This window comes from Nocardia sp. NPDC003693 (assembly GCF_053981095.1).
The window spans coordinates 1-26,389 of sequence record NZ_JBSFNO010000053.1 but is presented as its reverse complement, the minus strand read 5'-3'; the positions used below and the strand labels follow the sequence as shown (position 1 = coordinate 26,389).

At 68.9% G+C, this 26,389-nt stretch carries 24 protein-coding genes; 12 read left to right on the top strand and 12 right to left on the bottom strand.

The window, feature by feature from the left end; all coding sequences use genetic code 11:
- Positions 1-4: 4 nt before the first annotated feature.
- Both ACWDOP_RS35630 and ACWDOP_RS35625 read right to left on the bottom strand, forming a co-directional pair.
- Positions 5-868, bottom strand: a complete 864-nt coding sequence (locus tag ACWDOP_RS35630) for an ABC transporter permease (RefSeq protein WP_454200846.1) — start codon at positions 866-868, stop codon at positions 5-7.
- A 3-nt stretch (positions 869-871) separates the two neighbouring features.
- Positions 872-1,690: an MlaE family ABC transporter permease gene (locus ACWDOP_RS35625; protein ID WP_454201023.1), complete on the bottom strand. Its 819-nt coding sequence runs from the start codon at positions 1,688-1,690 to the stop codon at positions 872-874.
- A gap of 507 nt (positions 1,691-2,197) precedes the next feature.
- Here ACWDOP_RS35625 and ACWDOP_RS35620 point away from each other — a divergent pair.
- Positions 2,198-2,863: a S1 family peptidase gene (locus ACWDOP_RS35620; protein ID WP_454200845.1), complete on the top strand. Its 666-nt coding sequence runs from the start codon at positions 2,198-2,200 to the stop codon at positions 2,861-2,863.
- 75 nt (positions 2,864-2,938) lie between these two features.
- Here ACWDOP_RS35620 and lppU read toward each other — a convergent pair whose 3' ends face one another.
- Positions 2,939-3,559 (bottom strand): LppU family putative lipoprotein, encoded by a 621-nt coding sequence (gene lppU, locus ACWDOP_RS35615; RefSeq protein WP_456348578.1) that lies wholly within the window; start codon positions 3,557-3,559, stop codon positions 2,939-2,941.
- Positions 3,560-3,702: 143 nt separating this feature from the next.
- Between lppU and ACWDOP_RS35610 the strand changes: the two genes are divergently transcribed.
- From ACWDOP_RS35610 to ACWDOP_RS35585, 6 genes are all read left to right on the top strand, one after another.
- Positions 3,703-5,184 carry a cytochrome P450 gene (locus tag ACWDOP_RS35610; RefSeq protein ID WP_456348577.1) on the top strand — a complete coding sequence of 494 codons (1,482 nt, stop codon included), beginning with the start codon at positions 3,703-3,705 and terminating at the stop codon, positions 5,182-5,184.
- A 377-nt stretch (positions 5,185-5,561) separates the two neighbouring features.
- Positions 5,562-6,437, top strand: a complete 876-nt coding sequence (locus tag ACWDOP_RS35605; protein ID WP_454201022.1) for a L,D-transpeptidase — start codon at positions 5,562-5,564, stop codon at positions 6,435-6,437.
- Positions 6,438-6,840: 403 nt separating this feature from the next.
- The gene (locus ACWDOP_RS35600; RefSeq protein ID WP_456348576.1) at positions 6,841-7,770 is read left to right on the top strand and encodes a carbohydrate ABC transporter permease; all 930 of its coding nucleotides are present in this window, start codon (positions 6,841-6,843) and stop codon (positions 7,768-7,770) included.
- A gap of 89 nt (positions 7,771-7,859) precedes the next feature.
- Positions 7,860-8,651 carry a carbohydrate ABC transporter permease gene (locus ACWDOP_RS35595; protein ID WP_456348602.1) on the top strand — a complete coding sequence of 264 codons (792 nt, stop codon included), beginning with the start codon at positions 7,860-7,862 and terminating at the stop codon, positions 8,649-8,651.
- 35 nt (positions 8,652-8,686) lie between these two features.
- The gene (locus ACWDOP_RS35590) at positions 8,687-10,015 is read left to right on the top strand and encodes an ABC transporter substrate-binding protein (RefSeq protein WP_456348575.1); all 1,329 of its coding nucleotides are present in this window, start codon (positions 8,687-8,689) and stop codon (positions 10,013-10,015) included.
- A 37-nt stretch (positions 10,016-10,052) separates the two neighbouring features.
- Positions 10,053-11,138, top strand: a complete 1,086-nt coding sequence (locus tag ACWDOP_RS35585) for an ABC transporter ATP-binding protein (RefSeq protein ID WP_456348574.1) — start codon at positions 10,053-10,055, stop codon at positions 11,136-11,138.
- A gap of 64 nt (positions 11,139-11,202) precedes the next feature.
- On the opposite strand, the gene ACWDOP_RS35580 is transcribed toward ACWDOP_RS35585, so the two are convergent.
- Genes ACWDOP_RS35580 through ACWDOP_RS35570 form a run of 3 tightly spaced genes read right to left on the bottom strand, consistent with a single transcriptional unit; the run spans position 11,203 to position 14,516 of the window.
- The gene (locus ACWDOP_RS35580; RefSeq protein WP_456348573.1) at positions 11,203-13,185 is read right to left on the bottom strand and encodes a M13 family metallopeptidase; all 1,983 of its coding nucleotides are present in this window, start codon (positions 13,183-13,185) and stop codon (positions 11,203-11,205) included.
- A gap of 58 nt (positions 13,186-13,243) precedes the next feature.
- Positions 13,244-13,633, bottom strand: coding sequence for a DUF397 domain-containing protein (locus tag ACWDOP_RS35575; protein ID WP_456348572.1), 390 nt, complete (start codon positions 13,631-13,633; stop codon positions 13,244-13,246).
- 31 nt (positions 13,634-13,664) lie between these two features.
- A complete protein-coding gene (locus ACWDOP_RS35570; protein ID WP_454200838.1) occupies positions 13,665-14,516 on the bottom strand; it encodes a Scr1 family TA system antitoxin-like transcriptional regulator in 852 nt (283 codons plus the stop codon).
- Positions 14,517-14,605: 89 nt separating this feature from the next.
- Between ACWDOP_RS35570 and ACWDOP_RS35565 the strand changes: the two genes are divergently transcribed.
- Complete coding sequence (locus ACWDOP_RS35565; protein WP_454200837.1) at positions 14,606-15,118, top strand: hypothetical protein; 513 nt, start codon at positions 14,606-14,608, stop codon at positions 15,116-15,118.
- On the opposite strand, the gene ACWDOP_RS35560 is transcribed toward ACWDOP_RS35565, so the two are convergent.
- Positions 15,090-15,599, bottom strand: coding sequence for a DUF4190 domain-containing protein (locus ACWDOP_RS35560; RefSeq protein WP_454200836.1), 510 nt, complete (start codon positions 15,597-15,599; stop codon positions 15,090-15,092). The genes ACWDOP_RS35565 and ACWDOP_RS35560 overlap by 29 nt on opposite strands.
- Positions 15,600-15,704: 105 nt before the next feature.
- Positions 15,705-16,484 (bottom strand): pirin family protein, encoded by a 780-nt coding sequence (locus ACWDOP_RS35555; RefSeq protein WP_454200835.1) that lies wholly within the window; start codon positions 16,482-16,484, stop codon positions 15,705-15,707.
- 258 nt (positions 16,485-16,742) lie between these two features.
- Here ACWDOP_RS35555 and ACWDOP_RS35550 point away from each other — a divergent pair, with 258 nt between their 5' ends.
- The 3 genes from ACWDOP_RS35550 to ACWDOP_RS35540 all read left to right on the top strand — a co-directional run bounded on the left by ACWDOP_RS35550 (position 16,743) and on the right by ACWDOP_RS35540 (position 20,397).
- Positions 16,743-17,213: an NUDIX hydrolase gene (locus tag ACWDOP_RS35550; RefSeq protein WP_454200834.1), complete on the top strand. Its 471-nt coding sequence runs from the start codon at positions 16,743-16,745 to the stop codon at positions 17,211-17,213.
- The gene (locus ACWDOP_RS35545) at positions 17,210-18,628 is read left to right on the top strand and encodes an MFS transporter (protein ID WP_456348571.1); all 1,419 of its coding nucleotides are present in this window, start codon (positions 17,210-17,212) and stop codon (positions 18,626-18,628) included. The genes ACWDOP_RS35550 and ACWDOP_RS35545 overlap by 4 nt, the downstream gene beginning before the upstream one ends.
- Before the next feature lie 170 nt (positions 18,629-18,798).
- Positions 18,799-20,397, top strand: a complete 1,599-nt coding sequence (locus ACWDOP_RS35540) for a DUF4185 domain-containing protein (RefSeq protein ID WP_456348570.1) — start codon at positions 18,799-18,801, stop codon at positions 20,395-20,397.
- Positions 20,398-20,569: 172 nt separating this feature from the next.
- On the opposite strand, the gene ACWDOP_RS35535 is transcribed toward ACWDOP_RS35540, so the two are convergent.
- The 3 genes from ACWDOP_RS35535 to ACWDOP_RS35525 form a co-directional block, all read right to left on the bottom strand.
- A complete protein-coding gene (locus ACWDOP_RS35535) occupies positions 20,570-21,436 on the bottom strand; it encodes a 5-oxoprolinase subunit C family protein (RefSeq protein WP_456348601.1) in 867 nt (288 codons plus the stop codon).
- 283 nt (positions 21,437-21,719) lie between these two features.
- Complete coding sequence (locus ACWDOP_RS35530) at positions 21,720-22,571, bottom strand: 5-oxoprolinase subunit B family protein (RefSeq protein ID WP_456348569.1); 852 nt, start codon at positions 22,569-22,571, stop codon at positions 21,720-21,722.
- Between the two features lie 259 nt (positions 22,572-22,830).
- Positions 22,831-23,583, bottom strand: a complete 753-nt coding sequence (locus ACWDOP_RS35525) for a LamB/YcsF family protein (protein WP_456348568.1) — start codon at positions 23,581-23,583, stop codon at positions 22,831-22,833.
- A 161-nt stretch (positions 23,584-23,744) separates the two neighbouring features.
- Between ACWDOP_RS35525 and ACWDOP_RS35520 the strand changes: the two genes are divergently transcribed.
- A complete protein-coding gene (locus ACWDOP_RS35520) occupies positions 23,745-24,572 on the top strand; it encodes a hypothetical protein (RefSeq protein ID WP_456348567.1) in 828 nt (275 codons plus the stop codon).
- A 31-nt stretch (positions 24,573-24,603) separates the two neighbouring features.
- Here ACWDOP_RS35520 and ACWDOP_RS35515 read toward each other — a convergent pair whose 3' ends face one another.
- Positions 24,604-26,064, bottom strand: coding sequence for a CCA tRNA nucleotidyltransferase (locus tag ACWDOP_RS35515; protein ID WP_454200827.1), 1,461 nt, complete (start codon positions 26,062-26,064; stop codon positions 24,604-24,606).
- Positions 26,065-26,389: the final 325 nt, after the last annotated feature.

Below are 26,389 nucleotides of genomic sequence, written 5' to 3'. Positions count from 1 at the left end.
CCCCCTATCCCGAGATCCGGATACCGGGGTCGACGCCCCAGATCGCCAAGGTCATGAACAGGTCCGCGAATACCACCGCGATGATGCAGAGCTTGATCGCGCGACCGGCCGCCACACCCACGCCCTCGGGGCCGCCGGAGGCGAAGAACCCGTAGTAGCACTGGATGAAGGTGGTGATCGCGACGAAGATGATCGCCTTCACCAGTGAGTACAGCACATCCTGGGGTATCAGGAACTGATAGAAGTAGTGCTGGAACGTGCCGGATGCCGTGCCGCCGATCAATTGCACGGTCAGCGAGCAGGAGATGTAGGCCAGCGGCAGCGCCAGGCAGTACAGCGGCACGATGGCGATCATGGCCGCGATCATGCGGGTGCTCACCAGGTACGGAAGCGGCCGGATGGCAACCGATTCCAGCGCGTCGACCTCTTCGGAGATGCGCATGGCGCCGAGCTGCGCGGTGAAGCGGCAGCCCGCCTGCGCGGCGAAGGCGAGGGTCGCGAGCATGGGCCCGAGTTCACGGGTGGTGGCGAACGCCGAGATGGCGCCGGTCAGCGGGCTCAGCCCGAGCAGGTTCAGCGAGGTGTGGCCCTGGATGGCGACCGTCATACCGCCGAACGCCGAGAGGATGAGCACCACGCCGATGGTGCCGCCACCGACGACGAGATTGCCGTTGCCCCAGGTGACGTCGGACAGCAGGCGCCAGACCTCTTTGGGGTAGTGCTTGAACGCCATCGGCATGGAGCCGACCGAGCGCAGGAAGAAGAAGACCTGATGCCCGATGCGCGCCAGGAAGTCTCGGGGCGAGGACGCCACGCCCCGGATGCGTTGGAACGGCCGCAGCAGCGGCGGAACATACGTTGCTGACACGACTCAGACCATCTGTGGTGGGAACAGGGAGTTGTAGACCTGCGTGAGGATCAGGTTGACGCCGAAGAGCATGACGGCGGACATGACGACCGCGGTGTTCACCGCGTTGGCGACACCGCCCGGGCCGCCGCGCGCGTTGAGGCCGGCGTCGCACGCGATGATCGCGGCGAGCACGCCGAAGATGAGCGACTTGAGCAGCGCGACGAACAGGTCGGTGGTGATCGCGAACGAGGCGAAGGTGCCGATGTAGGAACCGGGGGTGCCGCCCTGGGCGAAGATGTTGAAGACGTAGCCGGTCAGGAAGCCGACGAAGACCACGAAGCCGCAAAGCAGGACCGAGACCAGCATGGCCGCGCCCAGTCGCGGGGCGACCAAGCGGCGCATGGGATCCACGCCCATCACCTTCATCGCGTCGATCTCCTCGCGGATGGTGCGCGAGCCGAGATCGGCGCAAATCGCCGAGCCGACCGCGCCCGCGATCATGAGCGAGGTGACCAGGGGCGCGCCCTGTTGGATGATGCCGAGGCCGTTGGCCGCGCCGATGAACGAGGTGGCGCCGACCTGCCCGGCGACCGAGCCGACCTGGATCGAGACGATGACGCCGATCGGGATGGCCACCAGCAGGGTGGGCGCCGCGGCGACATTGGTCATGAAGGCGCACTGCCGGATGAACTCGGCGAACGGAAAGCGTTTGCGGAAGATCGCTATGAAGAGCTCCGCGATGGCCGACACGCCCATGGCCATCATTCGGCCGCCGGTCTCCAGCGACCGTTTGGGATGGTCGTCCCAGTAGCCCTTGGCCCAGTCGACCGCGCCACTCACCTTCGACCCGGTTGGGCTCCCCTGCCCGTCCTGGCTCTTGGTCAACTGCACTGACTACCCCTCTCGACGCCGGGATACCCGCCTCCGACGACTGTTTGCTTGACGCACCTTACTACGGAGTTAGGAAAAACACATCACGCTCTTGTGGTTCCGGTCATAGAGCCGGATCACTTTCATAGAACGTCCGTGAACAGCCACGTCACGGTTGGTTTTCGTCACAAAGAACCAGGCAGAAGACTAGAACTTGTTCTAATTCCAACTAACTGTGGAGCACTTTCCGAGATGTGAACACGAGCCCTGTAAGAATTAAATGGAAAGAATTTATCGTAATTCGATAGCCAATGTGCATTATTCCGCTGCTCTTCATCCAACTAGGTCCGAACCGAAACTTCGCGCAGGACACGGCTCGGCAACATGCGGCAGTACAAGCGGCCCACTGGGACGAATACTGACAGGATGAAGGACGCAGGTTGGTCCTAAGCGGCTTCCGAAACTTTCTGGAGGGACATGATCAGGAAACTCGCCGGGGCGGCAGGAGTCTTCGCCGTCGCCCTGAGTACGGCGTTGCTGGGCACGGGGGCCGCGAACGCAGATCCCGCGCCGGCAGTGATCGGCGGCGGCTCCGGGATCATCATCGACGACATGTTCGAGTGCACCGTGACCACCATCGGTCACGACGGCGCCGGACGCCTGGTCGGACTCACGGCCGGGCATTGTGGTGACGCGGGCGCCGAGGTGTACGCCGAGAAATCGCGGGGCACCGGGCTGATCGGCAAGTTCGTCTACTCCAATCACGATCTGGATTACGCGGTCATTCAGTTCGATCCGGATCGGGTCGTTCCGGTGAATCGCGTGGGCAATGTCTCCATCACCGGGATCGGCGGTCCCCCGGGATTCCCGATGATCGTCTGCAAGGAGGGCCGGACCACCGGCAATACCTGCGGCATTTCCTGGGGCGACGTTTTCAACAGCAGCATCGAGACCTGGAGTCAGATGTGCGTCGTCGAGGGTGACTCGGGCGCGCCGGTCGTGGTCGGCAGCACCCTGGTGGGCATGGTGAACGCCTACCTCGCGGTGGCCTGCTTCGGCCCGGAGGTCGGCACGAACATGTCGACCATCATGAGCGACATCAATGGGCGCGGCGGGATCGGCTCGGGCTACTACCCGATCTGATTCGCGGCGAGAACGACAGGGCGGGGCGGTGATCCGAACGGATCACCGCCCCGCTCGCGTCTACGGACCGCGACCTCACAGCGCCGAGACGCACACCACGAGTTTGCGTTCCGCATAGGTATAGCCCCGTCCCCCGACCGTGCAGTCGTTGACGTCGGAGGTCCCCCGCATGATGGCGAGCACGCGCACCGCGTCCTTCCCGGTCTTGGCGGAACAGTCGATGCGCGCCGGGTTGTCCGAGCCCAGATCCATGCAGTCCCCGACGACCCAGTCGATATCGAGGCACAGCGCACCGGTCTCGACGCCGGCGATGGTCCGGAAGTAGGCCTGGTCGGCGTCGCCGGGGCACTGATCGTTGGTGGGCGCCTTGGCGATCACCTTGTAATTGGCGTCGGTCGCGCCGCACGTCGCCTTCACGATGGTGGCGTCGGTCATGGTGCCGCCCAAGCGAACACAGTCGCCGACCGCGGCGTCGAAACCGGTGACCCCGCCCCTATCGTTCGCGTCGGCGGGTTCCGCGGTGGCGGTCTTGGGCACCGGCCGGGTCGGCGGCGGCGAGGTCGGCGGCGGCGGGGGATCGGCGGCCAGTGAGGCCAGCGGGCTGCCATCGGTGATGTCACCGCAGCCCGCCAGGAGCACGGTGGCGGCGGCGATCACCGAAGCGGCGATCCGGGCGGAAATCTGCTGACGCGACACGCGTTCGTCCTAAATTCGAGAAACACCGAAGCCTTACTTCCCCGCCCATGAATACACCACGCCCGCGGACACCGTCGACCGCCGCGAACGCGGGCGGGACACGCTTCTCGAACCGCGCCGCAGGTCACCTCGTATAGGGGAGCATGAGGAGCACGACCGGACAGCCCGCATCCGAGACACCCTCCCCGCCGGGGGAACCCCGGCTGGTGCCCCTGCACGCGGTGGCGGCGGGGCTGGACCTCGAGCGGTATTTCCGGTGGCGGCGAGCGCGGGAGGGCGACCCGTTCCGAATGCGGTTCCCGGCCTTCGGTTCGGCGGTGTTCACCGGGAGTCCGGCGGGGGCGCGGGAGCTGTTCCGGGCGCCGGTGGAACTGCTGGAACCGCCGCTGCCCAATCCCATCGAGCCGATGGTGGGCGCGGGATCGCTGATCCTGGCGCGCGGGGCGCGGCATCGGAGCGGGCGGGCACTGCTGATGCCGGCCTTCCACCGGGCGCGAATCAGCGCGTACGGCAGTGTGATTCGGGACGCGACGCGCGCGGAGATCACGGGGGAGCGGACCGGGCGGGCCTGGACGCCGGGCACGCGGGTGGATGCCCGGGCCGCGGCGCGGGCCATCACGCTGCGCGTCATGCTCACCGCGGTGTTCGGTATCGAGGATCCGGCGCGACGGGCCGAGTTCACCGCCGCCACCGCCGCGTTCCTGACCTCGTTCGGCGGTCCGCTGTTCCTGGTTCCGGCCTTGCGGCGCAACGTGTTCGGCGTGACGGGGTGGGAGCGGTTCACCGCGGCCCGGGACCGGCTGGACGCGCTGATCGACGCGGAGATCGCGCGCCGGCGGGCCGCGGCGGACCCGGCCGGAGCTCGGGGTGCGGGATTCGCCGCGGGCGCGGGCGCGGGCCCGGGTGCGAAAGACGATGGCGCCGCGGACATTCTGGGCATGCTGCTGAGCGCCCGGTACGACGACGGCGCGGAGCTCGGCGCCGAGGAACTGCGCGAGCAGGTGCGCACCCTGCTGGTGGCGGGACACGAGACCACCGCGACCGCGCTGGTGTGGGCGCTGTACCGGCTGCACCGCACGCCCGCGGCGCTGGCGCGGCTGCGCGCCGAACTCGCCGCCGCCGGGCCCGGCGCCGATCCGGTCGAGCTCGCCGCCCTGCCGTATCTCGACGCCGTCTGCCAGGAGACGTTGCGGATGCATCCGCCGGTGCCGATCGTGGTGCGCAGGCTCACCGGTGATTACGCCCTGCGCGGGACGCCGCTGGTGAGCGGTGACACCATGGGGCTGTCGGTGCACCTGTTGCACTCCGATCCGGCGGTGTGGCCCGAATCGCACCTTTTCCGGCCCGAGCGCTTTCTCGAACGGCGTTACAGCCCATTCGAATTCGCGCCGTACGGCGGCGGTCACCGGCGCTGCGCCGGGGCCGCGCTGGCCGATTTCGAGCTGCGGGTGGTGCTGGCCACGGTGCTCGGATCGGTGCGGATGCGGCTGTCGCCGCGCTTCGCGCGCGGGCGCGTTCCGCTCACGGTGCCGCACAACATCGCGACCGGTCCGCACGCGGCGATCACCTTCGACATACCCGAGCCCGGCCGCGACTCCAGTGATCTCCCTCACAACCAGGTTTGACCCCGAGTGAGCGCGCCAACCGCGCGCGGGCGACGCCCGGTCGCCGAATCGCCGATGCGAACGGCACATACGCACCCGCGGCACCCGGCCCTCACGCCACTGTGTCGCGGACCACACTCGTCGGTTCGGATGAATAACTCGCGCAACCCAATTGGCAGGCCGCGCACCGGCATGTAGGAATGGATGGTCAGACACGACTGATTTCGTCAGTTCGGAGCAGCTCGCCGCGTACACCCCAGCGGGTTGCTCCCCAACCGCCGCCACGTGTTTCTCAACGGTCATCCACGGCTAATCGGGCAAACAGCCCAGCCGTGCGCACACGATCCCGGAGAGGCGGCAACGAGAGGATCATCGCTGTGCGCGTTACCCGGTTCGGAATGCTCTCCCTCGCCACCCTCGCGGCGGCCGGGGCCGTGGTGGCTGCGCCCGCCCAGGCCGCGCCGCTCTGGCCGGGCGGCCCGGAGGTACCGGGCGTGCCCTCGGCCGTGATGCCGCAGCCGGTCCCCGGCGACCTGCCGACCGCGCCGGGCGCGAGCACCCCGCTGCCGCCCGCGGACTTCACCGCGCCGAACATCAGCCCCGGTGACGGCGAAGTGGTCGGCGTCGCGCAGCCGATCATCATCAACTTCAAGGAGCCGATCGGTGACCGCGCGGCCGCCGAGAAGGCGATCCGCATCACCTCGACCAACAAGGTGGACGGCCACTTCTACTGGCGCAGCGACAGCCAGGTCCGCTGGCGGCCGGAGAACTTCTGGCCGGCCGGCTCGCAGATCACCGTCGAGGCGGGCGGCACCAAGACCGCCTACGAGATCGGCGACGAGTTCATCACCACCGCCGACGACGCCACCCACCAGATCGTGGTCACCCGCAACGGCGAGGTCGTGCGCACCATGCCCACCTCCATGGGCAAGAAGGGTCACGAGACCCCCAACGGCACGTACATCGTCAGCGAGAAGAACCGCAAGATGATCATGGACTCCTCCACCTACGGCGTCCCGATCACCGCGCCCGAGGGCTACAAGCTCGAGGTCGAGTACGCGACCCGCATGTCCAACAGCGGCATCTTCCTGCACGCGGCCCCGTGGTCGGTGGCGCAGCAGGGCGTCTCCAACGCCTCGCACGGCTGCCTGAACGTGAGCACCGAGGACGCGAAGTGGTTCCAGGAGAACGTGAAGAAGGGTGATCCGGTGCTGGTGCAGAACACCGCCGGCGGCACCCTGAGCACCAGCGACGGCTGGGGCGACTGGAACTGACGAGTTCCCGCACTCGGTAAGACATCTCGAATGCCCCGCCCTGAATGGGCGGGGCATTCGGCGTGAATGGGGAGTGCGGACGGCAAGCCCCACCGTCCAGCGCGCCCGGTCCGCCCATCGGCCGACCACCGCGCCGAGGTCCGCCGCGGCTTGTGCACCTGGACCGCTGATGGCCGGGCTGCCGATCGGTGATCCACGCCTGTGGGCAAGACCTGGCACCGCGGGCGAGTTCGGTTATCCGTTTCCGGCATGAAAGGGACTGGGCGGCCGTACTATTCGTCCCATGTCCGCGCCACCCGCGGGTGCTGCTGATGAACGGTCGGTAGCCCCTGTGCGCCGACTATTCAACCGTCCAGCATCTAGACGTTACCGGCTATTCGCTCGCAACCGTCACGCTGCGCGGGTGCGATCCGAGACCGAGAGAGTGCTGCCGCGGGCGCGGGCGCGTGGGCTGCGCGGGCGGCCCTGGACGGACTACGCGCTGTTCCTGGTGCTGGTCGGTCCCAACCTGATTCTGCTGTCGCTCTTCGTGTATCGGCCGCTGATCGACAACATTCGGCTCTCGTTCTTCGACTGGAACATCTCCGACACCACCGCGACCTTCGTCGGCGTCGACAACTACGTCGAGTGGTGGGGGCGCGACGATTCATGGCAAATCGTCGGCAATACAGTGATTTTCACGCTCGCGGCGGTCGTCGGCAGTATGGTGCTCGGTTTGGCGCTGGCCCTGCTGCTGGACCGGAAGCTGTTCGGACGCAATGTGGTCCGCTCCGCGGTGTTCGCGCCGTTCGTCATCTCCGGCGCGGCCATCGGCGTCGCCTTCCAGTTCATCTTCGATCCCGGATTCGGCCTGGTGCAGGACGTGCTGCACCGGCTGGGCGTGGAGAAGGTGCCGGACTTCTACCAGAATCCGCGCTGGGCGCTGTTCATGATCACGCTCACCTACGTGTGGAAGAACCTCGGCTACGCCTTCGTCATCTATCTGGCCGCGCTGCAGGGTGTTCGGGCCGACCTGATGGAGGCCGCGCAGATCGACGGCGCGAGCCGGTGGACCACCTTCACCCGGGTGCTGCTGCCGCAGTTGCGGCCCACCACCTTCTTCCTCTCGATCACGGTGCTGCTCAACTCGCTCCAGGTCTTCGACATCATCAACGTGATGACGCGCGGCGGGCCGCTGGGCACCGGCACCACCACCATGGTCTTCCAGGTGTATCGCGAATCGTTCGTCAACTTCCGGGCCGGATACGGCGCGACCGTGGCCACCATCATGTTCCTGGTGCTGCTCACGGTCACGCTGATCCAGGTGCGGGTCATGGATCGAGGTGAGCGATGACCACGGCGACACCGGTTCCCGCGACGCTGAAGACGGCGCTGAATCGGCTCGACAACACCCGCTGGGCAACGATTTTCGGCTATGCCGCCATGGTGTGCGTGCTGATCATCGTCGGCGTCCCGCTGCTGTGGATCCTGCTCACCTCCTTCAAGGAGCGCGGCGACATCTACACCCAGCCCGCGGTGTACTGGCCGCGCAGCTGGCACGCGGAGAACTACGGGGAAGCGACCACGGTGCTGCCGTTCTGGACCTTCCTGCGCAATTCGATCGTCATCACCCTGGCCATCTCGTCGGTGAAGTTCGTGCTCGGCGTGCTCAGCGCGTACGGGCTGGTCTTTCTGCGTTTCCCGGGCAAGACCGTGCTGTTCCTGGTGATCATCGCCGCGCTCATGGTGCCGAACCAGATCACCGTCATCTCCAACTACGCGCTCATCGCGCAGCTGGGCTGGCGCAACACCTTTCAGGGCATCATCGTGCCGCTGTGCGGGGTCGCGTTCGGCACTTTCCTGATGCGCAACCACTTCCTGTCGCTGCCGCACGAGGTCATCGAGGCGGCGCGGATGGACGGCGCGGGCTGGTGGCGGCTGCTGACCCGGGTGGTGCTGCCCATGTCCGGGCCGACCATGGTGGCGTTCGCGGTGGTGACGCTGGTCAACGAGTGGAACGAATACCTGTGGCCGTTCCTGATGGCCGACGACGCCCGGGTCGCCACCCTGCCGGTCGGGCTCACCCTGCTGCAGAACACCGAGAACCCCAGCGTCACCGACTGGGGGCCGGTCATGGCCGGCACGGTGCTGACCATGCTGCCGATTCTCGTGGTTTTCCTGGCGCTGCAGCGCCACATGATCAAGGGCCTCACCTCCGGTGCGGTCAAGGGCTGATGCCGAGCGAACGCAAGTCCCCGAAGGAGATTCCCGTGTCCGATTCACGTTTTCCCGCCCTGTCGCGGCGTGGCTTCCTCGGCCTGGCCGGCGCGGCGGGCGCCGGGCTGGCGCTGACCGCGTGCGCGGGCACCGGTGGCGGCGGCAAGCAGGACGGTGACGCCAACACCATCACCTTCTGGTCCAATCACCCTGGCACGTCGAAGGATCTGGAAGCCGAGCTCATCACGCGTTTCCAGGCGAAGTACCCGGAATTGCGGGTCGAGCTGATCGACGCGGGCAAGAACTACGAGGAGGTGTCGCAGAAGTTCAACGCGGCGCTCTCGGGCGGTGACCTGCCGGATGTGGTCGTGCTGTCCGATGTCTGGTGGTTCAACTACGCGCTGAACGGCACCATCGAACCGCTGGACAGTCACTTCGCCTCGGCCGGGGTCGATGCCGCGGACTACGTGGACTCGCTGCTCACCGACTACAGGTTCAACGGCAAGCACTACGCGCTGCCGTACGCGCGGTCGACGCAGGTCTTCTACTACAACAAGGACGCGTGGTCCAAGGCCGGGCTGCCGGACCGCGGCCCGGAGTCCTGGGCCGAGTTCGACGAGTGGGGCCCCAAGCTCCAATCCACGCTCAGCGGTGAGAAGTTCGCGCACGGCTGGGGTGACGCCAAGGCGTATCTCGCGTGGACGTTCCAGGGTCCGATGTGGACGTTCGGCGGCGGCTACTCCGACGAGTGGAAACTGAAGTTCAACGACCCCAAGTCGATCGCGGCCGGAAACTTCCTGCGCGACATGATCAATGTGAAGAAGTACGCGAGCGTGCGGCCGCAGATCGCCGTCGAGTTCGGCAACGGGCTCATCGCCTCCACCATCGCCTCCACCGGCGATCTCAAGAGCATCAAGCAGAACGCCACCGGCAAGCTGGAATTCGGCACCGCGTTCCTGCCGCACCCGAACGGCGCGGGCGCCACCACCGGCGGTGCGGGACTGGCGATTCCGGCGCGCATCTCGGACAAGCGCAAGGAGAACGCGCTCAAGTTCATCGAGTTCATCACCAATCCGGCCAACACCGCGTACTTCTCGCAGGGCACCGGATACATGCCGGTGCGCAAGTCCGCGTTGCAGGACCCGAGCGAACTGGCATTCCTGGCCGCGAACCCGAACTCCAAGACCGCCATCGATCAACTCGCCCTGACCCGGTCCCAGGACTACGCCCGCGTCTTCATTCCCGGCGCCGACCAGATCATCGGCACCGGCCTGGAGCAGATCGGCCTCCAGAACCGGGACGCGGCAGCGGCTTTCGGCGACATCACCACCCAACTGCAGAACATCCTCGACCGGCAGATCACCCCCAAGCTGCCGAAGTAGCGTGCTGCCCGAGTAGACGGCCAGGAGAGGCATCCGCATGGCGACCGTGCAATTCGAGGGCGCGACCCTCAGCTACCCGGGTGCACCGGACCCGGCCGTGGCCGATCTGAACCTGGAGATCGCCGACGGCGAATTCCTGGTCCTGGTCGGCCCGTCCGGCTGCGGCAAATCCACCAGTCTGCGCATGCTGGCGGGCCTGGAAGCGGTGACCGCGGGCCGCATCCGGATCGGCGGGCAGGACGTGACCGGCCTGCCGCCGCGCGCCCGGGACGTGGCCATGGTGTTCCAGAGCTACGCGCTCTACCCGAACATGACGGTGGCGCAGAACATGGGGTTCGCGCTGCGCAACGCCGGAATGAACAAGAGCGACACCATGGTTCGCGTCCGCGAGGCGGCCGCCATGCTGGAACTCGAGGATCTGCTGGACCGCAAGCCCGCCAAGCTGTCCGGCGGGCAGCGCCAGCGGGTCGCCATGGGCCGCGCCATCGTGCGCCGCCCGCAGGTGTTCTGCATGGACGAACCGCTCTCCAACCTGGACGCGAAACTGCGGGTCAGCACGCGATCCCAGATCGCTGCGCTACAGAAACGCCTCGGCACCACGACGGTGTACGTCACCCACGATCAGGTCGAGGCCATGACCATGGGCCACCGGGTGGCGGTGCTGCGCGACGGCCGGCTGCAGCAGATCGCGGCGCCGCGCGAGCTGTACGACGATCCGGTGAACACCTTCGTGGCCGGTTTCATCGGGTCGCCCGGCATGAACCTGCTGACCGCCCCGGTCCGGGACGGCGCGGCGGTGCTGTCCGAGCTGCGAATCCCGCTCCCGCGCACCGTCACCGGCGATCGTGTGGTGGCCGGCATCCGCCCCGAGTCCTGGGAGGTGACCACCGACCCGGCCGGCGCGCTGCCGGTGGAGGTCGAGCTCCTCGAGGAACTCGGCGCGGAGTCGTTCCTCTACTCCCACGGCATCACCGGCGACTGGTCCAGCCGCTCGGGCCGGATCGTCGCCCGCGTGGATCGCCGCTTCTCGGTGGCCCTGGGCGACCGCCTGTACCTGCGACCCAAGCCCGAGGAGATCTTCTACTTCGACGCGGCCACCGAGGACCGGATCCGGGTCGAGTAACGCTGCCCGGTCACAGCACAGCGGCCCGCACCCCGGGTGGGGTACGGGCCGCGAATGTCGTTCGCTACCAGATCTTCACGCGCTGCTCGGGGTCGAGGTACAGGGCATCGCCCGGCTTCACGTCGAACGCGGTGTGGAAGGTGTCGAGGTTACGGACCACGCCGTTGCAGCGGAACTCCGGCGGGGAGTGCGGGTCCACGGCGAGGCGGCGGATCGCCTCCTCGGGGCGGGCCTTCGTGCGCCAGACCTGGGCCCAGCCGAAGAACACGCGCTGCAGGCCGGTGAGGCCGTCCAGGACGGGGGAGTCGCCGTTCTCGACCGAGATCTCGTAGGCCGACAGCGCGATCGACAGGCCACCCAGGTCGCCGATGTTCTCGCCGATCGTGAACTCGCCGTTGACCTTGTGATCGTCGGACAGGTCCTTGGGGGAGAAGGTGTCGTACTGATCGATCAGCGCCTTCGTGCGCTTGCCGAACTCGGTGCGGTCGGACTCGGTCCACCAGTCGACCATGTTGCCGTCGCCGTCGTACTTGGAGCCCTGATCGTCGAAGCCGTGGCCGATCTCGTGGCCGATGACCGCGCCGATACCGCCGTAGTTGGCTGCGTCGTCGGCGTTCATGTCGAAGAACGGCGGCTGCAGGATCGCGGCGGGGAACACGATCTCGTTCATGCCCGGGTTGTAGTAGGCGTTCACCGTCTGCGGGGTCATGAACCATTCGCCGCGGTCGACCGGGCCGCCCAGCTTGTCCAGATCCCGATCGTGTTCGGCCGCATAGCCGTTGCGGTAGTTGCCGACCAGATCGGCCGGGTCGATGACGATGGCCTCGTAGTCGCGCCACTCGTCCGGGTAGCCGATCTTCGGGGTGAACTTCTCCAGCTTGGCCAGCGCAGCCTCGCGGGTGGCGGGGCTCATCCACTCCAGGTCGGCGATGTTGCGGCGGTACGCCTCCTGCAGGTTGCCGACCAGCTCCACCATGCGCGCCTTGGCCGCGGGCGGGAAGTGCTGGGCCACATACAGTTTGCCGACCGCCTCGCCGAGCAGATCCTGCACCACCGAGACGCCGCGCTTCCAGCGCTCGCGGTTCTCCGGCGCGCCGGTCAGGGTGCGGCCGTAGAAGTCGAAGCTCGCCTCGACCAGTTCGTCGGTCAGGTACGGGGCGCGCGCCTTGACCACGCGCCAGGCCGCCCACGCCTTCCAGTCGTCGAGCGACTCCGAGGCCCACAGCTCGGCGAAGGTGCGCACGAAATCGGGCTGGCGGACCACCAGTTCGGCGAACAACTCCGCGCCCGAACGCTCGACGCCCGCGGCGAGGGCCGAAGTCCAGGCCGCCCAGTCGAACTCGGGGTGATCCGCGATCAGCGCCTCGATCGTGGTGAGGTTGTAGCTCTTCTCGGCGTCGCGCCGGCGCACCACGTCCCAGTGCCCGGCCGCGAGCTTGGCCTCCAGCGCGAACACGCGCTCCGGGTCGTAGTCCAGGCCCGCCAGGTCGAAGACCCGGGCGATGTGGGCGCGGTACTTGTCGCGGATCTCCGCGTAGTCGTCCTTGTGATAGTAGGACTCGTCGGGCAGGCCGATGCCGGACTGGGTGGCGTGCACCAGGTACCGGGTGGAGTCCTTGTCGTCGGTGTCGACGTAGAAGGCCAGGGCGCCGCCGACGCCGGTGCGCTGCAGCCGGCCGATGAGGGCGGCGAACTCGCCGCGATCCGCGACCGCGGCCACCTCGGCCAGCTCCCCGGCGATCGGGGTCAGCCCGGCCGCGGCGATGGCGGCCTCGTCCATGAAGCTGTTGTAGAGATCACCGATCTTGCGCTGTTCGCTCCCGGGCGCGGCGTCCGAGGCCGCGGCGTCCTGGATGATCCGCTGCACGTCCAGTTCGGCCCGGTCGTAGAGCGTGCGGAACGCGCCGTCCACCGCCCGATCCGACGGTATCTCGTAATTGTCCAGCCATTCGCCGTTGACGTGCGCGAACAGGTCGTCCTGCACCCGTACTCCCGCATCGCGGAACGACAGGTCGAGACCGGAGGGATTGTTCAGCTGCGAAGTCACGATCCCCAGTATGCCGATTCCGGGCGCGGCGAGCCCGGCGGATCGTCCGGTGTTCGCGCTACGCGGATTCGAGCACCCGATCGAATTCGCCGTCGCGCGCACCGGCCAGGAACGCCTCCCACTCGCCGGGGGTGTAGACGAGACCGATGCCGGCGTGCCGCAGCGCGGTGTGACCGCCGGGGGCGGGCCGGGCCTGCAGGAGCCCGGTATCCGCGGGCGCGGGCCCGGGGTTCAGCAGAACGGTGAGGAAACGCATCCATTCGGCGGCGGTCACGGTGATGATCGGCTCGTGCGCGTGGCTCCGCGCGGGGTCACGCCGGAACTTGCTGTCCCGGATGAACACCGCATCGCCGTCGAAACGAACCTCGACACATTGATTCCCATTGTTGGTGCGGGACGATGTGAACCACCCGGTGGATTCCGGAAGGTATTTCGCGGTGCTGTCCATGGTCGGTATTTTACCGTCTCGCATGTGTCTCCTACCCTTGCGAATAAGTCTTGATCAACTCCAAAGACTCTGCACGACTGAGTGATTGGTCAAGTGCACGCACGAATGCGAAACCCAGATCGCGAATCTGATCCGAATCGTCCACGGCGCCACCGAAAACCGCGCTCTCCGCCCAGCCGAAGGTGGGCAGCGACTCCGAAGCGAAATCCAGCAGATGGAAACTCGAGCCCCCGAGAATTCCGCCGCCCGGCGCGGTGAACGGAATCACCCGCACCGTCAGCGAATCCAGCTCGTCCAGCAGGTGTGCCAGATGTTCGAGCTGGCCGCGCAATACCTTGGAACCGCCGATCTGCTGCAGCAGCGTGGCCTCGCCGACCACCGCGGTCAGCTCCAGCGGCGCCGCGTCCCGCAGCCGCTCCTGCCGCCGCATGCGCACCGCGACAAGCTGTTCCACCTGCACCGGCCGGATCATGACGTCGGCGCTGATCAGGGCCCGGGTGTATTCCTCGGTCTGCAGCAGGCCCGGGATCACCAGGCTGTCGTAGCTGCGAATGCTGTCCGCGCCGAACTCCATGCCGTAGTAGCGCTGCAGCTCCGGCCCGATGAGCGCGGACGATTTGGCCCACCAGCCCCGCTCCTTGCTCTGCGCCAGCAGCGCGAGCAGTTCACCGCGCTCCTCGCCCTCCACCTCCAGCAGGGCGAGCACCGGTTCGATGGTGCTGGCGGTGAGCACCCGTCTGCCCTTCTCCACGTGGGACCAGTTGGCCGGGGTGAACCCTGTCCGTTTGGCGAACGTCGCCGAATCGAAGCCGCGCTGCTCGCGCAGCTCCCGTAATCGCAGGACCAACTCCCACCGGGCGACGGTGGGCGAGACGGGTGCCATGCCAGCCGATGCTACCCCCGCAACTCACCGGCGTGTGACTATTGTCATACCGATTGCGGCAGAATAGGGTCGGTAGCAGGAGGTTCGCCATGAGCGCGCTGGACCCGTCCTCGTACACCGACACTCAGGAAGCGCTGGCCCGCTGCCGCCGCTACCGGAAGGAGCACGGACTCTACGGCATCGTGGACTCCGCGCTCGGCCGAATCATGTTGGAAGTCGGCGCCGTCGGGGCCGTCACCATGCCCGCCGACCTCGGTGCACGCGTGCGCGACCACCTCGCGGCCCGCGCGCGGTGCGGGCCCGTCATCGGCCATCCGCGCGCCGGGCGCTGGACGTTCCTCACCGGACCGACCGACGACTCGTACCTCGATATGGTCCTGTTCTCCGACCTTTTCAGCGAATGCGCCGCGGTCGCGCTGCCCGGTAGCCACATCGTGCTGCCGTCACCGACGGACGAGCACACCGGCTACCGGACCTGGATCCGCCCACCGGACGGCGACTTTCGGCCCGAACTCGCGGAAGTGGTGAACGCGACCCGCGCGTGCAAGCCCGTTCAGCACCGGCCGCCGCGCCTCAGGGGGTCGGGGTCGGCTCCAGCGTGATGCTGTACTTGTCCTCGATGCGCTGGTTCCAATCCCGTTCGCACTGATCGAGCTTGGACTGATCACTGCCGGCGTTGCTGACGCAGTCCAGGAAATCCTTGCCGCCGCTGTCCTCGAAGATCTTGTAGCCCACCAGGCCGATGACGACCGCGGCGATCAGGCCGAGAACGCCGAGAATCAGGCCGGTGACGGCCATTCCGAGCCCGCCCGCGCGACCCTTGCGGGCCTTCACCATGGCGATCGCGCCGAAGATGATGGCCAGGATGCCGCCGAAGACGCCGCCGACGATGGTCCAGCAGAACAGCAGCGCGAGGATGCCGAGGATCAGGGCGGCGATCGCCAGGCCCTTGCCCTTGGGCGATTCCTGCCAGTACTGGCCACCGGGCGGCGGGTAGTTCCCGGGCGGCGGCGCGGGGTACTGACCCGGGTACTGCCCACCCTGCGGGTTGTATTCGCCGGGCGGTGGGGGCGGGTACGACATGAGACGTCCTTCCGTGGGTGGTGCTCCCGGTATCGCGGACGTACGAGCCAACCGTTAACGTGCCCGATTCGTCCCTTTTGACGTATTCACGAATCGCTCCCGATGCTATTGCCCACCCAGGCGCGCGTGCATCTCCCACACCAGAATTTCCGACGGCAGGTTCGCGATGACCCGCTGCCCGCCGCTGCGCACCATGCGGACCGCGTCGCCCGCGTACAGGGTTCCGACGCCCTCCAGCTCCACCTCGCCGTGCGCGACGAACAGGTGCAGGTAGGGCGCCTCGGGTAGGCGAACCTCGGATCCCTCGCCGAAACCGGGCATCCGAGCCACATGCATCGCCGAATGACTACTGCCGATCGCGATGGCCGTGCGATCGCGATACCGCGGCAAACCCGAGGCCACCGTCACCAGCGCACCACCCGCCAACTCCGCGTCCACCTCGAGCTGCTGATACCCCGGGGTCGCGCCGGGCTCGTCGGGCACCACCCACATCTGGACGAAGTGCACCGGCTCCTCGTGCGCGGGCGCCGTGCTCAACCGCCAGGAATCGTTCTTCTCCGAATGCAGGATGCCCGAACCCGCCGTCATACGCTGCGCCAGACCCGGATAGATGACCCCGTTGTGACCGAGCGAATCCTGATGCACCAGGCTGCCGCTCAAAACCCAGGTGACGATCTCCATATCCCGATGCGGATGGGTTTCGAATCCCTCCCCGGGCAGGACGATGTCCTCATTGTTGACCAGCAACAGTCCATGATGCGTGTTGTCGGGATCGTAATGTTCCCCGAAGGAGAACGAATGCTTCGAATCCAGCCAGGCGACACGGGTTTTCATACGGTCACCGGCACGATGGACGTTGATGTGTGGTGTCGTGAGCGTGGACACCGCCGTACTCCTCTCACCGGCGTGCACCGATCAGAATCCAGGGTAGGGGCACTTCGGATGGGCCAACCTGAATTCCCGGTAAATTCTAGCGTGCGGACAGCAACACCCCGCACGCCCCAGACCAGGCACTTCACCCCCGGACTCCGATTCGGGCAAATACCCGGCGGCGCGACCCCGACCCGAGCACCCCGGCAGCGGGGTTCGGTCGGCGACCGTATCATGATGTGCCGCAAGTGAAACCGGAGGGAGAGCAAGGGGATGCGACCCGACGTATTAGCGGGCATCGAACGCGAACTCCGGCAGCAGGCCAGTAGCGAGGGGATCAACCACTTCGTGGTGGGCGTCGCGGTATTCCGCGGCGGAAAACTCCTGGTCGTAAGGCGTGTCGCCGACGACTGGCATGGGGGTAAGTATGAACTTCCGGGCGGTGGCGTGGAACCCGGCGAAACCTTCGCCGAATGCGTCGAACGCGAACTCTTCGAAGAAACGGGACTCCGAATCCTGCGTATCACCGAAGTACTCGGCGGATTCGACTACGCGACCCGCACCAAATCCCGGGTACGCAAATACAGCTTCGTCGTGGAGGCCGACGCGGGAGAAGTACTGCTCTCGCCCGGCGAACACGATGAATTCCAGTGGATCGACGCCGACAGTCTCGACAATCTCCCCATGGCCGAGGACATGCGCGCCGCGGTATTCGCTCTGGTGACCACGCACCCCGCCCGGTGAGCGAACCGGACACGCGCCCCGCCGGCACCCCGGCGGGGGGCACCCGGCTGTCCCGGCTCCGCTCCGGACTCGCGCACGCCCGCACGGGCATCCGCGAGAATCCGGGCACGCTGCGGCTCAGCACCGTCCGGCTCACCGGGCAGTTCGGCGACGGGATGTTCCAGGCGGCGCTCTCGGGCGCCATCCTGTTCAACCCCGAACGCGAGACCGATCCGCTCGCCATCGCCGCCGGATTCGCGGCGCTGCTGCTGCCCTACTCGGTCATCGGGCCCTTCGCGGGCGCGCTGCTGGATCGCTGGGATCGGCGCCGAGTCCTGCTGGTGGCCAACGTGCTGCGCGGATCGCTCATCGCGCTCACCGCGGCCGGACTGCTGGCCGGGGCGCCCTCACCGCCGCTGCTGGTGCTGGCGCTGGCCGTCATCGGCACCTCGCGGTTCATCGGGGCCGGCGTCTCGGCCGCGCTGCCCCGGGTGCTGGACACGCACTGGCTGGTGCCGATGAACTCGGTGCTGGTCACCATCTCCTCGGCGTGCGCGTTCCTCGGCGCCGGGATCGGATTCGGGATCATCGGGATCATCGGGGCGGGCGACACGGCCTCGGCGATCGCGGTGGCGGTGAGCGCCTCGGGATCGATCCTGGGCGGCCTGGCCGCCGCCGGCTTCCGGCCGCACGTCCTGGGACCCGACCGCGCGGGCGGCGCGCCGCCGGGCAGCGACCACGCCGACCTCGGGCCGGCCCGCGACACGCCGCGCACCGATGCCCTGGGTTCGGTGCGCGCGGTCGCCGCCGGACTGCGGCGCGGCGCGGGCGCGGCCTGGCACTCACGCGAGGTCACCACCGCGCTGCTCGGCATCGGCGCGCACCGCATGGCCCTCGGCATGAACGCGCTGCTGGTGGTGCTCGTGCTGCGGCGCGGCAACTGGACCGAGGACGCCGCCTACCTGGCCCGCTTCAGCGCGGCCATCACCGCCACCGGGGCCGGCATGCTGGTCGCGGCGCTCGTCGCGCCCTGGGTGATTCCCCGCTGGGGGAAATCGCGAACGGTCGTGGCGGCCCTGGGTTTCGCCATCGTCGTCCAGCTCGCGCTCCTCACGCCGATCACCCTGGCCACCGGCGCGGGGGAGCGGCGCGCGGAAACCTGTTTCCTGGCGGGACTGTTCCTGCTCGGCATCGCGGGGCAGACCATCAAGCTCACCGGCGACGCCGCCATGCAGATGGATATCGACGACCTGCACCGCGGACAGGTGTTCGCGCTGCAGGACACCATCTTCAACATGAGTTACGTCGGGGCGCTGGCGCTCACCGCGGTGTGGATTCCCATCGACGGGCGCGCGCCCGCCGCGGTGCTCGTCGCGGCGGGGATCTACGCGCTGGGTATTGCCGCCATCGCAGTGAACTCGCGCCGCACGCCCTGACTCGCGCCGGTCGGCCCGCGTGTTCCACGGCCGGTCGACCGGCGTGTTCGTCTCGGCTCGATCACAACCGGCCGACAACGTGTTCCACCCGGCGCGGGCTCCGCGAACCGGCGGTTACCGTGGGAGCGAATCGCTCTCGGTGCACGTCCGGACGAGGAGAAGTACGCCGTATGGGATTTCGACCCGGTTCGCGCTCGGAAATCCCGGCGGCGCTGCTGTGCACGGGCGTGCTGACCGTGGGCACGCTGCTGCTGCCCGCGGCCCCGGCCCAGGCGCGCAGTCACCCGTGGGCGCCGCCGCCGGTGAACAGCTGCGGCGAAACCGGATTCGATCCGCTGCGCCGCGACCCCGAGCCCGGGGTTCCGATCCCGCCGCCCCCGCCGCCGGACCCCACCATCCGAATCCAGTTCCCGCTACCGGAATTGGTGCCGGTGCCCATGCCGGGGCCGAGACCGGACAACACGCGCATCGACCCGGCGCCGCTGCCCGCCGATCCGTGTGCGAACCCCTGCCCGGACATTCGCGACAACAAGCCGCCGGCCGACCCGGAACCCGGACTCGCGCCGGGCGTCCCGGACGCGCCGCCCGCCACCGGCGGCTCGTCGGGAAGCGGACCGCTGCCGCAGCTGCCGCGCCTGGAATTCCAGCCCGACATCGAACCCATTCCCGTTCCGGTGCCGGGCGGGGAACCGCCCGAACCACAACCCCTTCCGCCCGCCGCGGTGCAACCGCCGGAGGTCGCGCGAGCCGTCGCGCCGCTGCCCCTGCCCGCGGTCGAATCGGTCGAACTGGTCCAGCAGGTCACCGGGCGCGGGTCCGAGAATCGCACCGACATGCGCTGGTCCGTGGACGGCACCGACCTCGGACTCGTGTGGGAGCACCGGCCGGGGGAGGTCGCTGTCGTCTTCGGCGACACCTTCGGCAAGGGCTGGGAGCCGCCGGGCGCGGGCACCGGGGATCAGGACTGGCGCAGCAACGTCATCGCCTACAGCACCGATCGCGACCTGAGCGACGGACTCGCACTGGACACCTTCGTCCAGGACAGCCGCTGCCACGCCGCCGAGATCCTGGACGCGCGACGGTTGAAGAACCTGGAGGTCACCACCATTCCGACGTCCGGATTCAGCGTCGGCGACCGGCAGTACCTGAGCTACATGTCGGTCGCCCGGTGGGGAATGCCCGGCATGTGGTGGACCGGGCACGGCGGGCTCGCCTGGTCCGACGACCACGGGCGCACCTGGACCAAATCGCAGTGGGCGCGCTGGGAGAACTTCTTCGGGCTCGGCCGGTTCCAGGTGGTGGCGATGGTGCCGCGGGGCGACTGGGTCTACATGTTCGGCACGCCAAACGGGCGCATGGGCACGGTCGGGCTCGCCCGGGTGCCCGCCGGCCAGGTGCTGAACAAGACCGCCTACCAGTACTGGATCGGCGACACCTGGACCGCCGCCGCCGGACCCAACGAGTTGCTCGCCACCCCACTGGTTTCCGGCACCGCCAGCGAGCTCTCGGTGCACTACGACCCCGGCAGCGGGCGCTGGCGCATGGTCTACCTGGACCTGCAGCGGAACCAGATCGTGCTGCGCACCGCCGCCGAACCCCAGGGCGTGTGGACCGAACCGGTCCCGCTCGCCGACCTCGACGACTATCCCTCGGCGTACGGCGGGTTCATCCACCCGTGGTCGACGGCCACCGATCTGTATTTCCTGATGTCGGCCTGGGACAGCTACAACGTGTATCTGATGCGGGCGCGGCTGCGGCCGGAGGAATGAGTCGCGGCGCATCCGGGACGTCGGCGCGCGCCTCGGGCAGGGAAAGCGGAGTGGCCGGGTGGCCGGGGCGGGGCGTCGAGCGCGCGGCCGGGACGTGGGTGCGGCGCAGCCGGTTTCGGCATGCGGCCGGATCGCCCGGCGCGCGGCACAGCGCGGTGGGCCGGCGCGCGGGTCAGTAGTAGGGGAGGAAGCGTAGTGGCTGGCCGGGGCGGGCCTGGGCCACGGCGTCGACGTCGGCGGCGAGCACCACGGCGATGACGGGGTAGCCGCCGGTGATCGGGTGGTCGGCGAGGAAGACGACCGGCTGGCCGCTCGGGGGGACCTGGACCGAGCCCAGCGCCATACCCTCGGTGGGCAACTCGCCGGATTGCGCGCGTTCCAGGGCGGGGCCGGTGCGGCGGTCCAGGCGCGCGCCGATGCGGTCGGTCTCCGAGGCGATCGACCAGTCACCGCGGAAGAGGGCGGCCGGATCGGCGAACCAGTCCGCGCGCGGACCCGGAATCGCCCGAACGGTGACGCGCCCGGCCGGCGGCGGAGCCACCGGGGCCACGTCGACGATCGGAAACTCGCGCGGCGGTGCGCCGATCGGCAGTGCGTCGCCCGCGCGCAGCGGATCCGGGCCGAGGCCGGACAGCGTGTCGCGACTGCGCGAACCGAGCACCGCGTCCACCGCCAGCCCACCGCGCACCGCGACGTAGCTGCGCAATCCCGCTGTCGCCCAGCCCAGCCGGAGCCGCTGGCCCTCCTCCAGCCGCAGCACGCTGGCCGCCCCCACCGGACACCCGTCGACCGTCGCGGGCGCGGCCGCACCGGTCACCGCGACGGTCAGATGCCGCTCGGCCAGCAGCTCCAGCCCACCCAGCAGCACCTCGATTCCCGCCGCCCCCTCGGGATTTCCCACCAGCCGGTTGGCCAGCCGCAACGACCCGCGGTCCGCCGCCCCCGCGACCCCGACCCCGGAGTCGAACCACCCCGGCCGCCCGAGATCCTGCACGGTGGCCAGCGGCCCCACCTTCTCCACTCGCAGTCCCGCGCTCATCGCCCCGTCTCCCGGCTCGCCGTGGTCCCCGATCTCCGACGAGGCGCGCGCGAACTCTCGCCCGGCGAACGATTCGATCCGGTACTCGCCCACGCTCCTCGCCCGTCGCACATCGACTTGCCTCCCGGTCGGGAGTCGTCGTGGTCGGTCTTTCCGCCGCACCGGCCGGCGGGTCGACTCCCGGACGTCCGCCGTTCCGGTCCCGAATCACCGGCTCGCCACGCGCGATTCGCCGGCTTCACGAGGTCCCGCCGAGCCCGTGGTGCCGGCTGCTCGCCCTTACTCATCGCCCCGCCTCGATATCGACGAACCGGACGCGCGTACCCGCGCGGACGAGGGCGGGCGGGTCTTGATCCACGTGAAACATCACGGCCTCCGTGGTGCCGATGAGCTGCCAGCCGCCGGGACTGCGCCGGGGGTAGACCGCGCTGTAGCCGCCGGCCAGTGCCACCGCGCCCGCCGGGATGGCGGTTCGCGCGCGATCGCGGCGGGGGACCGACAGGCGGCCGTCGGGGGATTCGAGATACCCGAAGCCCGGCGCGAATCCCGCGAAGGCGCACCGCCATTCGACCCCGGTGTGCTGGGCGATGACCTCGGCCTCGGTCAGCCCCAGCAGCTCCGCCACGGCCGCCAGGTCCTCGCCGTCGTACCGGACGGGGATGAGGACCGGCTCGGTGGGCGAATCGACGGCGGCGGGTTCCCCGGGATCCGGCGCGTGTGCACGGAAATCACCGGCCGCCGAATCCGTGCTGTCCACCCGTGAATCGGTAGCAGCAGGGGTGCCGCCGGTTTCAGCCGCTCCGGGGCGAGGGTGGGTCCTCGTGTCCGAGTCCCGCGACTCCGGGGTGGAACGGCCCGCGGCCGCTCGTTCGCCACCCACGCTGACCCGGGCGGCCGCGTCCAGATGGCGCAGCAGCGTATCCAGGTGCCGCCGTACCGATTCCACGGCGGCGGGGGAGACCAGGGTGACCAGTACCGTCTCGGCGGCCGGCAGCACGTCCTGCACCCCCGCCGGGCGCGGGCGCAACGCGGCGACCAGGTCGGCCACCATCGACCGCACGGGCGGGATCACCAATAGCGCGCTGTCGCCCGCGCGGCGGATCTCGCCCGCCTGCTCGATATCCGAATCGCTCATGACTCGCTCATTCCCGTGGGTGCGGCCGGACGATCGGGCCGCCACGCCGTCAGCGCCGAGGCGCGCACGGCATCGGCCGCGTGCCGGTGGGCAACCCGCCGACCCGAACCATCGAACCCCCGATCACGCGCGGCGGAGGGCGTTTTCGGCAAGGCCACATCGCCGGCACACCGTGCGATCCGCGCCGAGGGCGCGAGGGGCCGGCGCTCCCGCGCGGGATCCGGCTCCACCGGGGTGCGAGCGCTCACGGCGCACCCCCTCAGGTGAAGGGCCGGACGGGGATCCGGGCCTCGTCGAGGGCGGCGCGGATCCGGCGGGCCATCTCCACCGCGGCGGGGGAGTCGCCGTGAACGCAGATGCTCGCGGCGTCGACCGTCACCGTGCCGCCGTCCACCGTCGTGGCCTTGGCGTCGCGTGCGATCGAGAGGGCCTGGGCCAGGGCGGCATCCGGGGTCAGGACCGCGCCGGGGCGACCGCGGGGGGCGAGCAGACCGTCGGGGGTGTAGGCGCGGTCGGCGAAACCCTCGGCGTGGAAACGGGTTCCGTCGGACTCGGCGGCCCGGGCCAGCTCGGTGTTCGCGGGGCCGAGCAGGGCCAGGTCCGGGTCGAACTCGCGCATCGCCGCGACGATCGCGTCCGCGAGGGCGCGGTCGGCGCCGGCCGCGTGGTAGAGCGCGCCGTGCGGTTTGACGTAGCGCACCCGATCACCGGCCGCGCGCGCGAAAGCGTCCAGAGCTCCCAGCTGGTACAGGGTCTCGTCGCGCAGCTCGGCGGGGGACACCGCCAGCGCGCGGCGGCCGAAACCGGCGAGATCGCGATAACCGATGTGCGCGCCGATCCGGACGCCCCGCTCGACGGCCACGGCACAGGTGCGGCGCATGATCACCGGGTCGCCGGCGTGGAAACCACAGGCGATGTTCGCGCTGGTGACCACCTCGAGCATCGCGGCGTCGTCGCCCATGCGGTACGCGCCGAACCCCTCGCCCAGATCGCTGTTCAGATCCACGGTCATACGGCCTCCCAGCAATCGGTCCTCGGGTCGCAGCTCCGATTGTGAAGGCGCGCCGGGCCCGGGACAAGAAACGCGGTCCGCGCCCCGACCGCCCGGGTGTGTCCTGAGTCACGCGCGTGCCCCTGGTGTGCGGACGAGTGACCAGTACGCTCGATGCAGACATGGCCACGTATTTCGATCCGAAGGCCTGGTCCCCGCTGCGCGCGGTGGACCTCGGGCTGGACCTGGGAAAACGCCTGTTCGACCAGACGTGGGTCGACCAGTGGACCAGCTTCACCACCGCCTGGATCGACCCCGTCACCGAAATCGGCGTCGGCACCGTCACCGCGCTCATGCCCGACGTGCTCATGACCCTGCTCTCCGAGGGCATCCTGAGCCGATTCGGCGGGCAGGAAGCCGCCGCCACCTTCATGGGTCACGAACTGCGGGCCACCCTGCACACCCTCAAGGTGCGCAGACGCGGCGCGCACTTCCAGACCAAAACCGTTGTGACCGGCATGTATTGGAACGAGCACCCGGTCGAGGAGCTGACCGTCATCGCGCACGGCGTCCGACTCGTCCCGGGGGTGCCGACCACCGTCCGCGCCGCGCAGCTCGACGTCACCGGCGTCGTCACCATCGCCGCGCTGCTGAACTGGATCAACTCCTGGCAACCGGACTGGACGGTCGAGCCCGCCGGCGACGGCCTGGTCCTGGCCACCCACCGGCGAAAACGCCTGCGCGCCCTCATCGAAGCCCACATCACCGACAACGTCCTGAGCATCACCGTGCAGCGGGCACACTGGCTCGGCGTCCGCGCACCCCGCAGATGGACCCGGCTGCAACCGATTCCGCTGTCCGAACTGCCCAATCAGGCCCGGATCACCAGCGCGCACCGCGAAGGCGACCACATCCGCTTCACCGCCGACCTGCCCGGCGTCGAGGGCTCCTTCGATCTGGCGCAGATCCGCTCGGCCATCGTCGCGGGCACCACGCTCATCGTGTTCTGAGCCCGGGCCCTCGAACCCGGGCCCCCCGCGCCTATTTCGCGCTCTGCCACCACTCCAGCAACGCCGCCTCGGCCTCGTCGCGCGGCAGCGGGCCGCGATCCAGGCGCAGTTCCTTCAGGAACTTCCACGCCCGGCCCACGTCCGGCCCCGGCTGGATGCCCAGCAACTCCATGATCGCGTTGCCGTCCAGGTCCGGGCGCACCCGCGCCAGATCCTCCTGCTCGGCCAGCTTCTCGATCCGCGCTTCCAGATCGTCGTAGGTCGAACTGAGCAGCGCGGCCCGGCGCTTGTTGCGGGTCGTGCAGTCCGCGCGCACCAGCTTGTGCAGGCGCGGCAGCAGTTCCGCGCCGTCGGTCACGTAGCGGCGCACCGCCGAATCGGTCCACTGCCCCTTGCCGTACCCGTGGAAACGCAGGTGCAGGTACACCAGCCGCGCCACGTCCTCGGTGAACTGCTTGGGATACTTCAGGGCCCGCATGCGCTTGCGCACCATCTTCGCGCCCACCACCTCGTGGTGGTGGAAGCTCACGCCGCCGCCGGACTCGTTCTTCTTGGTGGGCGGCTTGCCGATGTCGTGCAGCAGCGCGGCCCAGCGCAGCACCAGATCCGGATCGCCCTCCTCCTGATCGATGGCCTGGCGCAACACGGTCAGCGAATGCTGATAGACGTCCTTGTGCTGGTGGTGCTCGTCGATCTCCAGCTGCATCGCGGGCACCTCGGGCAGCACCTGCGCGGCCAGCCCGGTCTCGACCATCACGTCGATGCCCTCGGTGGGATGCGCGCCGCCGATGAGCTTGTCCAGCTCCGCGCGCACCCGCTCGGCGGTGATGCGCTCGAGCTCCGGGGCCATCTCCACGATCGCGGCCCGCACCCGCGGCGCCAGGTCGAACCCCAGCTGGGACACGAACCGGGCGGCGCGCAGCATGCGCAGCGGATCGTCCTGGAACGAATCCTCCGGCAGCGCGGGCGTATCCAGCACGCCCGCCAGCAGATCGTCCATCCCGTTCAGCGGGTCCACGAACTCGAGTTCGCCGAGCCCGCCGATGCGCACCGCCATCGCGTTGACCCGGAAGTCGCGGCGCACCAGATCACCCTCGAGGCTGTCGCCGAAGGTCACCTCCGGATTGCGCGAGACGCGGTCGTAGTTCTCGCTGCGGTAGGTCGTGATCTCCAGCTGCTGACCGTCCTTGGCCAGGCTCACCGTGCCGAACGCCAGCCCGCCGGTGTCCCACAGATGATCGGCCCACCCGCGCACGATGTCCTGCACCGCCTCGGGCCGGGCGTCGGTGGTGAAGTCCAGGTCGGTACCGAGCCGCCCGAGCACCGCGTCGCGCACCGTGCCACCCACCAGGTAGAGCTGATGACCGTGCGCGGCGAACATCTCCCCCAGCGGGGTCAGTACATCGGAGAGCCGCCCCACGGTGATCGCCGCCGAGGCCAGCAATCGGGTACGGCGGTCCACGCTTGCTTGCTCGGACTGCTGCGAAACCACGAAAGCCGAGCTTAGTGGAGAACCGGGAACCACCGTCCAGGACCACACCCACCCGGACACGCCGACCCGACATAAAGACATAGCGCCCCTCGCACACCCTTCGAGAGACCCCGAGCGAACGGTGTCACAACCTCAACGAACTGCTCGCCGACAACCGAACTTCTCGGTCGTGTCCGTTTCACACGACCGCGACCCGAATCCGGCCAAGGCTGCTCACTTGCCCTCGACGAGATAACAGCAAGGTTCGCGGCCCGTCTCGTTCTGGACTGAGTGGAGCGGGGGAGCGAAGCGGAGGAGCGGAAGGAGGGAAGAACGAGACTTCGGG